This window comes from Microbispora sp. NBC_01389 (assembly GCF_045040095.1).
GTDB lineage: Bacteria > Actinomycetota > Actinomycetes > Streptosporangiales > Streptosporangiaceae > Microbispora.
Window position 1 is genome coordinate 4,926,384 of the sequence record NZ_CP109552.1, and the last position, 14,953, is coordinate 4,941,336.

Annotated in this window: 12 protein-coding genes; 7 read left to right on the forward strand and 5 right to left on the reverse strand. The window is 72.5% G+C overall.

The window, feature by feature from the left end; all coding sequences use genetic code 11:
• Window positions 1-10: 10 nt before the first annotated feature.
• Together OG344_RS22320 and OG344_RS22325 are read right to left on the reverse strand one after the other, a co-directional pair.
• Window positions 11-1,168 (reverse strand): hypothetical protein, encoded by a 1,158-nt coding sequence (locus OG344_RS22320; protein WP_405084724.1) that lies wholly within the window; start codon window positions 1,166-1,168, stop codon window positions 11-13.
• Window positions 1,169-1,220: 52 nt separating this feature from the next.
• Window positions 1,221-1,658, reverse strand: coding sequence for a hypothetical protein (locus tag OG344_RS22325; protein WP_405084725.1), 438 nt, complete (start codon window positions 1,656-1,658; stop codon window positions 1,221-1,223).
• 417 nt (window positions 1,659-2,075) lie between these two features.
• On the opposite strand from OG344_RS22325, the gene OG344_RS22330 reads away from it, so the two are divergent.
• Window positions 2,076-4,892: an ATP-binding protein gene (locus OG344_RS22330; RefSeq protein ID WP_405084726.1), complete on the forward strand. Its 2,817-nt coding sequence runs from the start codon at window positions 2,076-2,078 to the stop codon at window positions 4,890-4,892.
• A 74-nt stretch (window positions 4,893-4,966) separates the two neighbouring features.
• Here the strand turns inward: OG344_RS22330 and OG344_RS22335 are convergent, their stop codons facing one another.
• Window positions 4,967-7,198 (reverse strand): M4 family metallopeptidase, encoded by a 2,232-nt coding sequence (locus OG344_RS22335; RefSeq protein ID WP_405084727.1) that lies wholly within the window; start codon window positions 7,196-7,198, stop codon window positions 4,967-4,969.
• A gap of 484 nt (window positions 7,199-7,682) precedes the next feature.
• Between OG344_RS22335 and OG344_RS22340 the strand changes: the two genes are divergently transcribed.
• The 4 genes from OG344_RS22340 to OG344_RS22355 all read left to right on the forward strand — a co-directional run bounded on the left by OG344_RS22340 (window position 7,683) and on the right by OG344_RS22355 (window position 12,832).
• Window positions 7,683-8,108 carry a PPOX class F420-dependent oxidoreductase gene (locus OG344_RS22340; RefSeq protein WP_405084728.1) on the forward strand — a complete coding sequence of 142 codons (426 nt, stop codon included), beginning with the start codon at window positions 7,683-7,685 and terminating at the stop codon, window positions 8,106-8,108.
• A gap of 437 nt (window positions 8,109-8,545) precedes the next feature.
• A complete protein-coding gene (locus tag OG344_RS22345; RefSeq protein ID WP_405084729.1) occupies window positions 8,546-10,939 on the forward strand; it encodes a ThuA domain-containing protein in 2,394 nt (797 codons plus the stop codon).
• Between the two features lie 88 nt (window positions 10,940-11,027).
• Window positions 11,028-11,537: a hypothetical protein gene (locus tag OG344_RS22350; protein ID WP_405084730.1), complete on the forward strand. Its 510-nt coding sequence runs from the start codon at window positions 11,028-11,030 to the stop codon at window positions 11,535-11,537.
• A gap of 224 nt (window positions 11,538-11,761) precedes the next feature.
• Window positions 11,762-12,832 (forward strand): ROK family protein, encoded by a 1,071-nt coding sequence (locus tag OG344_RS22355; RefSeq protein ID WP_405089145.1) that lies wholly within the window; start codon window positions 11,762-11,764, stop codon window positions 12,830-12,832.
• Window positions 12,833-12,938: 106 nt separating this feature from the next.
• Here the strand turns inward: OG344_RS22355 and OG344_RS22360 are convergent, their stop codons facing one another.
• The gene (locus OG344_RS22360; protein ID WP_405084731.1) at window positions 12,939-13,355 is read right to left on the reverse strand and encodes a CBS domain-containing protein; all 417 of its coding nucleotides are present in this window, start codon (window positions 13,353-13,355) and stop codon (window positions 12,939-12,941) included.
• A 213-nt stretch (window positions 13,356-13,568) separates the two neighbouring features.
• Complete coding sequence (locus tag OG344_RS22365; RefSeq protein ID WP_405084732.1) at window positions 13,569-14,138, reverse strand: copper chaperone PCu(A)C; 570 nt, start codon at window positions 14,136-14,138, stop codon at window positions 13,569-13,571.
• Window positions 14,139-14,302: 164 nt separating this feature from the next.
• Here OG344_RS22365 and OG344_RS22370 point away from each other — a divergent pair, with 164 nt between their 5' ends.
• Together OG344_RS22370 and OG344_RS22375 are read left to right on the forward strand one after the other, a co-directional pair.
• Window positions 14,303-14,527, forward strand: coding sequence for a FitA-like ribbon-helix-helix domain-containing protein (locus OG344_RS22370; protein WP_405084733.1), 225 nt, complete (start codon window positions 14,303-14,305; stop codon window positions 14,525-14,527).
• Window positions 14,524-14,937: a type II toxin-antitoxin system VapC family toxin gene (locus tag OG344_RS22375; protein ID WP_405084734.1), complete on the forward strand. Its 414-nt coding sequence runs from the start codon at window positions 14,524-14,526 to the stop codon at window positions 14,935-14,937. Before OG344_RS22370 ends, OG344_RS22375 begins: the two co-directional genes overlap by 4 nt.
• Window positions 14,938-14,953: the final 16 nt, after the last annotated feature.

Consider the following 14,953-nt stretch of genomic DNA (forward strand, 5'->3'; position numbering starts at 1 on the left):
CGACCGTCCTTCAGCCGCTCATGAGGACCCGCGGCCACATGCCGCCGGCCGGGATCCACGTGTCGGTGTCCACGCCCCCGGCGCGCAACCGGTCGAGGGCGAACCGCCACGGTTCGAGGCCGTCCATGTCCGCGGCGCGGGTGGCGATCAGGTATTCGGCGAGCCGTTCGCTCACCCACATCCGCCAGCTGGAGGGGGCTCCCCACTCCCGCCCGTACGCCGGCGGGTCGGCGCCCCAGGACAGCAGGCCGTCGCCGGTCACGGCGGCGGTGAACGGCACGCCGTGGGCGGCGCGTCCGGCGAGCGCCGCCTCCAGCGTGCCGGCGGCGCGCCGCAGGTCGTCGAGCCGGTCGAAGTAGGCGACGATCTTGTCCGGGCGGCACACGCCGGGCAGGTCGCAGCCCACCTTGAACGCCCGCACGCCGGGAGTGACCGCCAGCGACTCCGCCACCGTCCCGACGACGCCCTCCATGGCGTCGAGGGCCGGGCTCACGTAGAGCTTGTAGCCGCTCGCCGGCCGGCCCGTCTCGCCGGAGCGGGACCGGAGCCACCACTGTCTCCAGTGGCGGGAGGTCGTGGGGGAGTGACCGGCCTCGGACCACGCCGCCGTCCACGCGGCGCCCGGTCTGATGCCCAGGTAGGAGGCGACCGCCTCCTCGCCGGGGAACCGGCGCCTCAGCCGGGGGGAGAGGGGCAGTCGGCCGTAGGCGTAGAGCCTGCCCGCGAGCATCGGTTCGGCCAGGTGCCGGAGTCGCTGCCCGTACCGCAGGGCGGCGATCGACAACTCGCCGATCCGGCCGGTCCCGCCGGCCGAGGGCGCGCGGAAGACGAGGGGCCCGGCCGGAGGACCCGACACGTACGACCCCTCATGCCTGATCTGGAGCACGCCGTCGGTCACCAGACGCGCGACGGTCTCTTCCAGACGGTCGCCGAGGCGGGCCGCGGCGTACCGGGGAAACGGCCCCGGCTCGGCCAGCGAGAAGAACAGCAGGGCCGTCTCGCACGACACGGACCGCCAATCGAGTTCCGCACCAGGACGGGGGCGGAGCACCCCGTAGTCGTCCTCGCCCGCCGAGCCCGGTTGTGCGCGTTCGGCCGCGCCGAGGCGGTCCGTCAGGACGAGCTCGTAATCGGGGTTCGCGCGGAAGACGGCGCGTTCGATGTCCATTTCCGGTCCGTTTCCGATCACGCGCTCACGTAGGCCGCTGAAACGGTCACCGTTACTGTTCGGTTTCCCGTCCCAGAGCGCGCTCGGCCTCGGAGATCTCGTCGAGTTGTTCGCGGAGCGCCTTGGCGGCGTTGTCCATCTCCTTGAGCCTCGCCTCAAGCCGCAGTTTCAGCACCGGTAGGTAGTCGGGATCGACCAGCACTCCCTGCCGGTCCGCCGCCGCGTAGACGGCCTGGCTCCAAAAGTCCGCGCACGTCGGCGCGAGGGTGATCTGGTCCTCGGTGGTGTGGATCGCCCCGCCGGTCCCTCCCGTCGGCCCCTGGTGGATGGGGCTCGGCAGCGAGCAGTAGTGCGGGCACAGGGTCTGCGGCGGGCACGTCGGGGGAGGCGGGCAGCCCACGCTCACCGTGTGCCACAGAGCCCGCAGCTCGCGCCGGCGTTCCCGCACGACGCTCCCGCGTTCCCGCACGACGCTCCCGCGTTCCCGCATCCGGCGGCGTCCGCCAATTCGACGAGTGACCCGCCTTCGCAGGGCAGCTGAACTCTCAGCCTCTTCGCGCGAAAGGACATGGCGCACCTCGATCCCGCAGATTTCGGGAAATCGTCGTGGACGAACTGTAGTCCCGGAGAAGGGACGGAGTCGACACTTCTTCCTGCCGGAAAATAACGCTATCAAGGCGGAAACAGTTGATTTCCGGTGCTATGTGGCTTAAGTCGTTCGACGCCTCCGCGGGACGTCACGCCGCCCCCCGATGAACGGCCGGGTTCCGCGGCGGCGAAGCGGTGTTTCGCGGTTTGACTGGTTCGCAACACCGCTGTTACACAGAGGGGTTGACCGCGGGCGAAGGTACGGGGATAACTGGTCCGAGTGGCCGGGGGCCTCGCAACCGTCACCTTGGAGCCGTGCATGAGCATCGTGCCCTCGTCCCCGTTGGTCGGGCGCGCACCCGAGCTGGCGACCCTGATCGACGCGATGACCCGCCCGCCGGCGGTCGTCCTGGTGGAGGGCGAGGCGGGCATCGGCAAGACCCGGCTCGTCCGCGCCGCGCTGGACCGGCTCCCGCGCGGCGACCGCGCCGTCCTGCTCGGCTACTGCCACCAGATCCGCGAGCCCTTCCCGTACGGGCCGGTCTTCGAGGCGCTGCGGGACATCAGGGGACGGCTCCCGGCGGCACATCGCCTCAACCCGGTCACCGGGGCACTGCGCGGGCACCTGCCCGAACTCGCCGGCGCGCTGCCGCCGTCGCCGCAGCCGCTGAACGATCCGCGGGCCGAACGGCACCGGGTGTTCCGGGGGATACGCGCCCTGCTGACGGCCGTCGGACCGGCCGTGCTGGTCATCGAGGACCTGCACTGGGCCGACGACGGCACCCGCGACCTGCTGCGGTTCCTCAGCGGCCAGCCGCCCGGGGGCCTCGCGGTCGTGGTCACCCGCAGGGGCGAGGACGGCGGCCCGCCCGGACCGCCGCTCGGCCTGGCCTATCGGCACCAGCCGGACACCACGCACCGGGTGGTCCGCCTGACCCCGCTGGACGCGTCCGGCGTGGGCAGCCTGGCCGGCGCGCTGCTGGAGTGCTCCGACCTGCCGGCCGGGTTCGTCGCGCGGCTGCACGAGCGCACGGCCGGCATCCCGTTCGTGGTGGAGGAGATGGTCCGTTCGCTGCCCGGCGTCGAGGAGCCCGACGCCCTGGAACGTGCCGGTGTGCCGCTGCTCCTGCGCGAGGCGATGGCCGAGCAGATGGCCTGCCTGTCCCCGGCGGCGGTGGGCACGGTGCAGGCGGCGGCGGTGCTGGGGCTCCCCGCGGACGAGCACCTGATCGCCGCGGTGAGCGGCGACTCCGCCGGGCTGGGCGAGGCGCTGCGCGCCGGGGTGCTGCACGAGCACCCCGGCGGCCGGTACGGCTTCCGCCACGCGCTGGCCCAGCAGGCCGTCTACGACGCGATCCCCGGACCGGACCGCAGACCGGCGCACGACCGGGCGATGACCGCGCTCGGGGCGATGGAGTCGCCGCCGCTGGTGCAGCTCGCGTTCCACGCCCGGCACGCCGGGGACACCGCGGCCTGGATCGCCCACGGCACGGCCGCCGCCCGGCAGGCCACCGCGCTCGGCGACACCGCCCTGGCCGTGGAGGTCATCGAGGGGATGCTCGACGATCCCGGCCTGCCCGCCCCCGCCCGCGGCCCGCTCGCCCTCATGCTGAGCCGGCTCGCCGCGACCGGCCTGTCGCACCAGCGGGTGGTACGGCTGCTGCGTCACCTGCTGCGCGGCGAGTTCCTGTCCGGGGACGTGCGCGGCGAGGTGCGCCTGAACCTCGGCCTGGTGCTGTCCAACCAGGCCGGCGACGTCGCCGCCGGACGGCCGGAGATGACGGCCGCCCTCGCCGAGCTGAGCGACCGCCCGACGCTGGCGGCGCGCGGCTGGGCCAGCATGGCGATGCCGGAGTGGGGCGACGAGCCGGTTTCGGAGCACGCGGGGTGGATGGCCCGCGCCGAGGCGCTCGTCGCCGCCGCCGACAACCCCGAGCTCGCGGCGGCGGTGCTGGCCAACCGGGCCTCCTTCGAGATGACGATCGGGTCGGCCGACGCCTTCGCCGTCGCCGCCCGGCTTCCGGTCGCCGACCCCGTCACGGAGGTGCGGCGGGAGGCCGCCCGGGCGTTCTGCAACCTGCACGACTCGGCGACCACCCTGGGGCTCTACGGGGCGGCCGAGCGGTTCGCCCGGGAGGGCCGGCGGCTCGCGCTGGAGACCGGCGCGCAGTATCCCGCCTATCTCGTCGAGGCCTCGACGATCCGCAGGGAGTGGCTCACCGGACGCTGGGACGGGCTCCGGGACCGGGCGGCGTCGCTGGGGGAGCTGGCCACCGAGACCCCTCTGATCGCGGTGGACCTCTGGCTGGTGCTCGGCCTGCTCGCCCTGGCGACCGGCGAGTGGGAGGAGGCACGCGGGCACCTCCACAACGCGGGGCTGGACGCGCCGCAGGCGCGGCACGCCCCGGTCGTGGCGGCCGCCGCCGGGGGCCTCGTCGACCTGCACCTCGCCCGCGGCGGGGTGGACGCCGCGGCCGCGGAGGCCGAGCGGGCGGTCGCCCGGCTGCGCCGCAAGGGCGTCTGGGTGTGGGGCGCGACCCTCGTTCCGTCCGCCGTGACCGCGTTCGCCGCGGCCGGGCGGTTGCGGGCGGCGCACGACCTGGCGACCGAGTACGCCGGCGGCGTCGCGGGCCGGGTCGCCCCCGCCGCGTACGCCGCGCTCGACACCGCGCTGGCCGCGCTCGCGTCGGCGGAGGGCCGGAACGCCGACGCCGCCGGCCTGTTCGCCCGCGCCCGCCGGGCGTACGCGGTCCTGCCCCAGCCGTACGCCGCGGCGCGGGCGGCGGAGGGCGAGGCGCGGGCCCGGCTCGCCCTCGGGGACGGCGCCGCGACGCCCGCCCTCAGGGAGACGGCCGAGCGGTACGCCCGCCTCGGCGCGACGCACGACGCCGCCCGCTGCCGCCGGCTGCTGCGCGAGATCGGCGTGGAGGTCCGGCTGCCGGGCGGGCGGGGCAGGAAGGCCGGCGGGCTGTCGCAGCGGGAGAAGGAGGTGGCCCGGCTCGTCGCGCTCGGCCGGACCAACCGGGAGATCGCCGATGTGCTCTTCCTGTCGACGCGCACGGTGGAGACCCACGTCGCCACCGTGCTGCGCAAGCTCGGCGTACGCTCGCGGACCCAGATCGCGCCGCCCGCCTGACCACGTCTCCCCGGCGGGACGCGGAAACCCCCGAAACCGGTGGGGCCGGTCCCGGGGGTTCTCGTCGCCGTCGCTCAGACGGTGATGCTCCACGAGTCGAGATAACCCGTGTCGAGGGTGTACTGGTCCCTGACCTCCAGGGTCCAGGTGCCCGCCGCGGCCTGGGTGACCGCGACCGAGTAGGTGCGGGTGCCGAACGACGTGCAGCTGCTGCCGCCGCTGGACTTGACGGTGTACCACGTGCCGTTCGGGCCCTGGAGCCTGATCCGCAGGTCCTCGGCGCAGGTGTGCGAGATGGTCACGCTGAGCTGGACCGGGGACACCGCGTTACCGCTCGCGGTCGACGTGATCGGACTGGTGATCGTCGTGAGGTCGTTGATGGGGTAGTCCGTGCCGTTGGTGAACGTGCGTCCGCCGGAGCTGCCCGACACGGTGAGGGTGTACGTCGCGGTGTGGCCGCCCGACGAGCCGGTACCCGTGATGGTCACCGGGTAGGTGCCGGAGGGCGTCGACGCGCTGGTGGCGATGGTCAGGGTGGAGGAGCCGCCCGAGGTCACCGAGGACGGGCTGAAGGACGCGGTGGCCCCCGACGGAAGCCCGGAGGCGGTGAGGGCGACGCTCTGCGCGCTCCCCGAGGTGGTCGACGTCGAGACGGTCGTGGTGGCCGCCGAGCCGGGAGCCACGGTGCCCGCGGTCGGGCTGAGCGACAGGGAGAAGTCGTTGCCCGAGGCGCTGCAGCTCGGCTCGCCCGACTGCACCGGGACGCCGACCGCGTTCCAGGCCGCCTTGGTGGCCGCGCACTCGGCGCTGCTCGCGCCGTACAGCTCGACCGCCGCCGCCAGCGACGCCGACCTGACGCCCGCGTACTTCCAGGTCGAGGTCTTGCGCTGCAGCGCGCCCATGTAGATCTTGCCGGCCTTCTGGATGGAGATGCCGGTCACCGACGAGGGGCCGCCGGAGCAGATCGGGCTGTTCGGCTTGCCGCCGCCCGGCGAGGAGCCCTCGGCGAGCAGGTAGAACCAGTGGTTCAGCGGGCCGGCCGCGGAGTGCACCTCGGTGCTGGGGATCGAGGAGGAGTAGCAGTTGGGGTCGCCGGCGAGCGACGGGTTGTACATGTACCGGATCGGCCCGCTGCCGACGAGGTTGACCAGCTCGCCCACCTGGTAGTCCGGCGCGTCGTTCGGGTTGTTGGCGTACGCCTCGGTGAGCGCGCCGAAGATGTCGCCGGTGCCCTCGTTGATGCCGCCGTTCTCGTTGCCGGAACCGGCGGCGCCGGGGGTGGTCTGGAAGATGGCGTGGCCGAACTCGTGCGCCACGACGTCGATCGAGGTGGCCTGGCGGGCGTTGTCCTGCGAGTGGCCGAAGTTGGTGTAGCTGCCGTTCCAGTACGCGTTGACGTCGGCCAGGCCCACACGGGTGGGGAAGCCGCCTCCGCTGCCGTTGATGCCGTTGCGGCCGAGCCAGCTGGAGAGCATGTCCCACTCGCGCTGGACGGCGTAGAGCGCGTCCACGCAGGCGGTCTCCAGGTTCGTCCCGCCGCCGGTGCCCCACGCGTCGTCGGTGCCGGTGTAGGCCGACCCGTTCTGCCCGCCGCACTTGAGGCCGCTGCGGGTGGAGTCGGTCAGCGAGTACGACGTGCCGGAGCCGCTGGTGTTGATGGTCACCGTGCCGTAGTAGTAGCCGGTGCCGGTGCCCTCCCTGACCTGGTCGTAGGAGTCGGCGATCTCACCGGTGGCCGCGTCGACGAACACGTGCTGGATGCTCGGATGGCCGGCGGCGATGCCGGAGACCACGGCCTCCCAGGCCAGGCGCGGCTTGTGGCCCCAGGCCAGGACCACAAGGCGCGGGGCGGCGCTGTCGTCGACCCGGGTCAGCACGGTCTTCGCCGTCTCCGTGGCGCTCGCGGCGCTCACCGACGGCGTGGTCGCCACGCCCAGGGTGGTGGCGCCGGAGGCGGCCGAGGTGTCGCGGACGCGTCCGTTGCCGTCGGCGACCACGACCGCGTCGCCGCCCACCATCGGCAGGCCCTTGTACGTGCGTTCGTAGCTGACGTAGTACATGCCGCCGGCGCCCGCCGTCACGGCGCTGCGCCGGTAGCTCTCGTTGGGGGTCACGCGCAGGTCGTCCAGGCCGCTCGCGACGGCCTGGTCGGCCGCGGCCGCGGCGCGCTGCGCCGGGTCGGCCGCGGCGGACCGCACCAGCTCCTGGCTGCCCGGCGGGGGTTTGGCGGCCGCTTCGGTGGTGGGGGCGGCCAGGCCGGCCAGGGCCAGCGCGGCGGCCGTCGCGAGCAGTGCTCCACGCCTCATGGGCGTCGTCCTTTCTCTGCCTCCCACGCCGCGTCCGCTTGGGTGTGCGGGCGACGGCGGTCGCGCCGCCGGGGGAGAGGCCGGCGGCGGACACGGTGGGATCGGGGGGTGAGGGAGAGAAACGCGTGGTTCCGGGGGAGCCGGGGCGAGGATGGCCCGCCCGCGTCATCCGGAACCTAGGAAGAGGTCACGTCACGGTGCTCCTTGCTCTGTCGTCGCGGCCGGAGTAGGCGTCCGTAGTGAGGGTCCGTAGTGGTGGGCCGGGTCCGGCTGGGGGGTGGCGGCCTCTGCCGAGACGCTAGAGCCGTGATCAGTGCCTGAATATCCGTAGAAGTATCCGTACATATACGGAAAAGCCGGTAAGGGGGGAGCATGCTGCGGTAGATGGGCCCAGTGGGGAGTCGGCACTGTGCGGTGGAACGGGCACCGGTGCGGTGAGAGCGCGCTGAGACCCGCACGGCCCGGCGGGCGTTACTTTCGGACCATGGACCAGATGACCGAGGCGGAGTGGCGCGCGTTCGCGATGGCGGAGACGCGCACGGGCACGCTGGCGATCACCAGGATGGACGGGCGCCCGCACGCGACCCCCGTCTGGTTCGCCCTGGACGGCGGCGACGTGGTCTTCACCACCCACGAGAGCAGCGTCAAGGCCAGGGAACTGCGCCGCGACTCCCGGGCCACCCTCTGCGTGGACGACCAGCGTCCGCCGTACTCGTTCGTGATGATGGAGGGCGAGGCGGCGCTGTCGGGCGATCTCGACGAGGTGCGGCGGTGGGCGGCCGAGATCGGCGGCCGTTACCTGGGCGAGGAGCACGCGGAGGAGTGCGGTGAGCGCGCCGGCGTCCCCGGCGCCCTCCTCGTACGCCTGAGCGTGCGCAAGGTCGTCGCCTACAAGGAGATGGCCGCCTGACCCTCCTGGCACCGGTGCCTACCCGGCGGCACGAGCGGGTCGTCCCGGTGGCCGCGGCCATGACGGCCGGACGGCCGCGCGCGGGGTCGGCGTGCCAGAGCCGGCGGGCCGGAAACCTGCCGAGGTCCCCGCCGCAGCGCCGACATAACCCCACGCTCAGCCTCAAACAGGACCTGGCTCGGTCGCGGCTCCGGCTCCGGCTCCCCTTTCGCTGGGGGCGTGGCGAGAATTGACAGGACCGAACCAACTATTCCACTTGCGCTCGTAACTTTCTCCGGAATCGGCGAAAGGTTGAGAACCTAGTTGACAAAGATGCGTGACCCGGCTCACACTTCCGAGAGTCGTCGCGTTATCCGTAGATCATCGCCTCACCGGGTCGGCACTTGTGAGGTCGGTGTACGAAGCGCGATGCACTTCTGTCCCGACATAGGAGTGACATGTCCTCACGCACACGATCCGGACTGCGGTCGCGATCGGCCCTCGCCTCCGCTGTGCTCGCGGTGCCGGCCCTGGTGCTCGGCTCCACGGGCCCGGCCGCCGCCGCGGAGTCCGGAGCGGCGCCCGTCCTCGACACGGCCACGTTGTCGCCGGTCGCCGAGCCGAACTACAACGGCGCGACGAACACCGCCTACACCCCGTCGACCACGACCGGCACCGGTGGCTGGTTCACCAACGACGAGGTGACGCTGAACCTGTCCGCGACCGATGACGACGCCGTCGCGTCGTTCCTCGTGACGGTGGGCACGGACGCCGCCGTCACGGTGCCGGCCGTGCCGAACGGCAACCGAGGCACGGCCACCTATGTCGTCAGGGGCGACCGCAACAGCACGGTCCGCTACGTCGCGGTCGACGCCGCCGGCAACGCCTCGGCCGCCAAGACGATCAGCGTGCGGATCGACACCAAGCCGCCGGTCGCGGCCTGGCCGGGCGTCTCCGGCGGCAAGGTGGCGCACAGCGCGGCGGCCGCCTCCATCACCCCGACGCGCACCGACCCCACCCCCGGGTCGGGCGGGGCCGCGGTGCGGGACATGTGGATCGACGGCAAGTGGACCTACCCCCTGCCGCTGGACCCGGCCACCCTGTCCGTCGGCGTGCACACCTGGGCGGTCACTCTCGGAGACGCCGCCGGCAACGGCGCCAAGTACACCCTGACCTTCCAGATCACCACCTCGGTCGGGGACGTCAGGGCCCTGGTCCAGCGGTACGTCTCCGCCGGGAAGGTCTCGGCGTCGAACGGCGACCGCCTGCTCGCACTGCTCACGGAGGCCGACGCCGGCGGCGACGCCGCGATTTCCGCGTTGACGCGCTTCGGCGCGCTGGCCGCCCAGGTCGTGCCCGAGGGCCACATGCGCGACTCCCTCGTCAAGGACGCGGCCTACCTGGTGAAGGAACTGCGCGGGGTCCAGCACCCCGACGTCGCCACCGGCGTCACCGTGAGCGCGGCGCGCGGTATGGACCGCGCCCCCTTCCGGCTCCCGGCCGAGTCCGTGCGCAACAAGAAGCCGAAGTTCCGGATCCTCCTCTTCGGCAACCAGCCGGGCGCCTTCCGGCACGAGCACATCCCGCTCACCATGGCCGTGATCCAGGACATGGGCCGGGCCAACAACTTCGACGTCGACGTGTACGACTACCTCGCCCCCGACGTGTCGGTGCCGAACCCGTTCGAGAGCATCGAGCGCCTGTCGAAGTACGACGTGGTCGTCGGCGTCTCCAGCGTCGGCAACGGCGTGTTCTCCACGGCCCGCCCCACTCAGGCCGACCCGAACGTCAAGGTCGACGAGCAGGCCGTGCTCAAGCAGTTCGTCAACCAGGGCGGCGGCTTCGTCGCCCTGCACGGCGCCACCGACTCCATGCACGGGTGGGACTGGTACAAGGGCCTGGCCGGCGGCGAGTTCGACAACCACGGCTCCAACGGCAGCGGTCTCCAGAACACCTGCGGGGCCTGCAACATCGGCGAACTGGTGACCGAGGACGACACCAACCCGGCCACCGGCAAGTTCCCGGACCGGATGAAGATCGTCGACGAGCTCTACAACTGGGTCGGTCTGCCGCGCCAGAAGACGCACGTCCTGCAGACCCTGAACGAGTCGACGTACGTCGGCAGCATCGGCGCCACGGCGGGCCGGGTCGAGGGCGCCGACCACCCGATCTCCTGGTGCCAGAACTACGACGGCGGACGCTCGTTCACCCAGGCGCTGCTCCACAACTGGGCGAACACCCTCGACCCGGTGTTCCAGAAGAACATGCTCGAGGGCATCAAGTGGGCCGCCGGTCAGACCGAGGCGAACTGCGTCAGCCACGAGGAGGTGCGCAAGCTGGTCGCCGCCGGCGTGGCGGACGGGTCCGTCGGCGCCGACCTGGCCGCCCGCCTCAGCCAGCCGCTCACCGCGTCGTACGACGACTACCTGGTGAAGGACTACGCCGGCGCCCTCGCGCAGGCGAAGACCTTCCGGCAGCTGGTCGACTCCAACCTCCACGGGCCCCGGCAGGCCACGTTCCGGAAGCGGGCCGACGAGCTCGTCTCGTGGATGAAGGTGCTCGACGGCAGGAGCGTCCACCTGGGCTTCGTGTCCCAGCCCAAGACGACGGCCGTGGGCGCGGGCGAGGTCGCGGTCTTCTCCGCGCCGGCCGAGGGCCGGAACGTCGCCTACCAGTGGCAGGTGAAGGCGCCGGGCTCGGCCGGCTGGGCCGACATGACCGGCGAGACGTCCTTCGCCATCGCCGTCACGGCGGCGCGGGAGGTCTCCGGCTCCGAGTACCGGGTCCGCATCACCGACCCGACCGGCGAGGTCGTCTCCCGCTCGGCCTCCCTCAAGGTCAGCGGGCGCTGACCCCCTCCCGGTGGCCCGGGCGCGCCGCGCCCGGGCCACCGGTGCCTTTCCGACGAGACGCCTTTCCGACGACACCAGGAGTGGATCGATGCGCCAGGCCCTCACCTGGGTCGCGCTCGCCGTGACGTCGCTCGCGTTCTGCGCCGGGTGTGGCGGCGCCACGTCCGCCGCCCCCTCCGCCGCCGACCCCGCGAACGGGCCCGCGGCCGGTACGGCGGAATCTCCGGTCACGTGCGACCTGCGGCCGCGGACGGCCCCCGGCGAGACGACCTCCTGGACGCATCCGGCGAAGTCCTTCTACGATCCGTCCGACGAGGACATCCCCACCAGGACGAGCCTCGACCACCTGCTCGTCAAGGACGACGCCCTGGTGATCGAGTACTCGGCCCGGCTGCCCGAGGCGTCACTGAAGGCGCTGCGTGAGTGGACGTACCTGCAGACCGCGACCGTGGCCCTGCCGGGGCCCGACACGCCCGCGGTGCGGGCCGTGATCGCCTCGACCGAGCTGGTCTGCGACGGCCTCGACACGCTGCGATTGTCGGACCTGGCCCGCGACAGAACCTTCGGCCAGGTCGCCGATCACGGCGAGGCGGGATGATCGGCGCGGCCGGAATGGGTCCCGTGTCCCGCATTGGCGCGTGAATTCGCGTTCCCGCCGAGTGACAAGCCACGCGCGCCGGGTGGGAAACTTATCGGGTGGATACATCGGTCCCAGGCCGCCCCGAAACGAAACTGCAGGCCAGAATACTCACGCGATTACGTGATGCCGGTCCGCGATCCCGCATTGAGCTGGTGGACCACTTTGAAGTGTCACGTACGACGATGGGGGCGGAACTCGGCCGGTTGACGGCGTTGGGCCTTATTGCCGAAATCGGCCCGGCCGCATCCCGCGGAGGGCGGCGTTCGACGGTCATCGATATAGCGGGCGGCATCAGATTCGTCGCGATCGCCGTGGACACGGGCGCGGTGTCCGTCGCGATCACGGACGGCAGGCTGCGGATCGTCGCGTTCGAACGCACCGAGTGCGACGTACGCCAGGGTCCCGAGCAGGTGCTCGAACTCGCGGCCGAACGCGCTCGCGGGCTGCTCGCCAAGGCGGGGGTGGAGCAGCCCCTCGGAGTCGGCGTCGGCGTCCCCTGCCCGGTCGACTTCCGCCGCGGAATCACCGTGGCGACGCCGGTCATGCCGGGATGGGACGGGTACCCCGTCCGCGATCTCCTCGCCCGGTGGTTCGAATGCCCGGTCGTGCTGGACAACGACGTCAACGTCATGGCCCTCGGGGAACAACACGCGGGCGCGGCGCGCACGGTCGAGAACTTCCTGTTCGTCAAGATCGGCGTCGGCGTCGGCTGCGGAATCGTGGCGAAGGGCGAGCTCTACCGCGGCATGGACGGCTGCGCGGGAGACATCGGACATATCCAGGTCGCCGACTCCGACGCGGTCTGCGCGTGCGGCAACAGCGGCTGCCTGGAGGCGACCTTCGGCGGCGAGGCGCTGGCCCGCGACGCCCTCGAAGCGGTCAGGTCGGGGCGTTCGCCCATGCTCGGGGAGCTCCTCGAACGCGACGGGACGCTGAGCGCCGCCGCGGTGGCCGAGGCGGTCGCCGCCGGCGACGCCACGTCCCTCCAGCTCGTGCGCACCGGCGGACGGCGCGTGGGCGAGGTGCTGTCGGGCCTGGTGTCGTTCTTCAACCCGAGCCTCATCGTGCTGGGCGGCGGGCTCGCGGTGCTGGGCCACGTCCTGCTCGCCGAGATCCGGAGCGTCATCTACCGGCGCTCGCTGCCCCTGGCGACGAAGAACCTGCCTATCGTGCTGAGCGACGTGGGCGAGCACGCCGCGGTCATCGGCGCGGCCCGGCTCGTGAGCGACGAGGCGTACGGCGTGCCCCGCTGAGCCGCGCGTCTCCCGTTCGGCGGCGCGTCGCGTGCCGGACGCGCGGAGCCCCGGCTCACCGGGCCGGGGCCGGGCCTCGCGATCACCCGCCGCACGGCGGCCCGCGTCAGTCGCTGCTGATCGCGTCGACGAGGTCGCCGACGGGCACGTCGGGCAGGGCGCGGGCCACGTCGGCCAGCGCGATGATGCCCACCAGCTTGTGGCCGTCGATGACGGGCAGGCGGCGGACCTTGTGCGAGGCCATCGTGTCGAGGATCTCGGCCGCGTCGTCGTCGGCGCCGATCGTGACGGCCTCGCCCTGGGCGAGCTCTCCGGCCTGGCACGACCTGGGGTCCCTGCCCCGGGCCAGCACCTTCACGACGATGTCGCGGTCGGTCAGCACGCCCGTGAGCCGGTCGTCGGCGCCGCAGATCGGCAGCGAACCCACGTCGAGGCGGGCCATCTTCTCGGCGGCCTCGTAGACGGTCTCGTCGGCGCGCACGAACTCCGCCCAGGGAGTCATGATGTCGCGAGCGGTCGTCATGCCTTCTCCTCTCCTCGATGTCTGTCCGCCGCGGCCGGGGGCCTCCGCCGGCCGGGGGATCCACGCCGTCTACCCTCGACCGCGTCAGGTACACGGCCGCCCCGAAATCGCCCGTGCAGGGGATTGGTTTGTACCTTGCGCGTCATGAGCGTGATGGTGCGCAACAACGTGCGAGTCATCGGCCGGCCCGACGGCCGGCCCGGCTGCGGCCGGTCAGCCCGATGTGGGCGGCGCGCCCGTGGGCAGCGGGGTCGGCGAGCGGGTGGGCGAGGGAGCGGGCGACGGCTCCGGCACTCCGGGCCAGGGGGAGTAGGTCGCCCGCCACTCCCCGGGCGGCAGGATCGGCACGTTCACCCGCGTCTCGCCCGCGTTCTCGAAGCGGAACGTGACGGGGATCGAGGCGCCGGCGGTCAGCGGGCGGGTGAGGCCGGCGAGCAGCACCTGGGGGAGCGCGGTGCCGCCGACGTGCTTCCCGCCGGGCACCTCCAGGCCGCCGGCCGGCAGGCGGGCCTCCCGGAAGACGCCGCCGGTGTCCACCGACACGAGCCGGTCGGCGCGCCCGCTCTCGTTCAGCAGCATCAGGTACATCGGCATGTCGGCGCCGGGCGCGGCCGGTGTCGGCGGGCCGATGACGAACGCGTTGCGGAGCAGCAGACCGGGCAGGTTCGCGTTCGCCCCCTCGTTCTGCGGAATCGTCTCGGTGTACCAGTCCTGCTTGATGTCGGAGCAGGCGGCGGTCAGGGCCGCGGCCCCGACGAGAAGAGCTGCCAGGAACTTACGCATGTCGACCTCGGCTCGCTCGCGGAGCGTCTCTCGGCCTCGGTACCCGAAAACGCGCCCCCTACCTCCCGAAACACCCCAACTAAGCGGTAGAGCGTTCAGTCCACTGCTCCAGGCCGTGGACGAGACACTGGCAGTGCATGCAGGTTGCATGCTAGCGTGTGGGAATGGGGATCATCCAGGTTCGAGACGTACCGGACGGGACCGAGCGCACTCTCAAGGAGAGAGCGGAGCGGGAGGGCAAGTCGCTCACCGCGTACGTGCGTGACCTGCTGAACGAGGAGGCGGCCTCCCCCACCCCGGACGAGGTGATGGCGCGGATCGCCGGTGACGAGCCGGTGGCCTACGACCCGGACTTCGTGCGTGAGATCCTGCGCGAGGGCCGCCCGTGAGCCTCGTGGTGGACACCTCGATCGTCTTCCGCCTGCTGGCGAACGTGAAGGGCGACGACCTGCTCCGGCAGAGGCTGGCCCGCAGGTTGCACGCGCCCGCGCTGATCGACGTCGAGATCGCCTCCGTCGTGCGCGGACATCTGATCACCGGCAAGCCGGAGGTGCGCATCTCGGGAGCACGGGCCCGGACGATGCTGGAGCGTTACGCGCAGCTCAGGATCGTCCGGCATCCGATGCTGCCGCTGCAGCCCAGGGCACTGGAGCTCCGCGACAACCTCACCGCGTACGACGCGATGTACGTGGCGCTCGCCGAGGCGCTGGAAGTCCCGCTTCTCACGGACGACGCCAAGTTCGCCGGCTCCACCGGCCATCGGGCGGAGATCCACCGGTATCCCCCGCCGGCGTTATAGCGGCGCAGCATGCCGG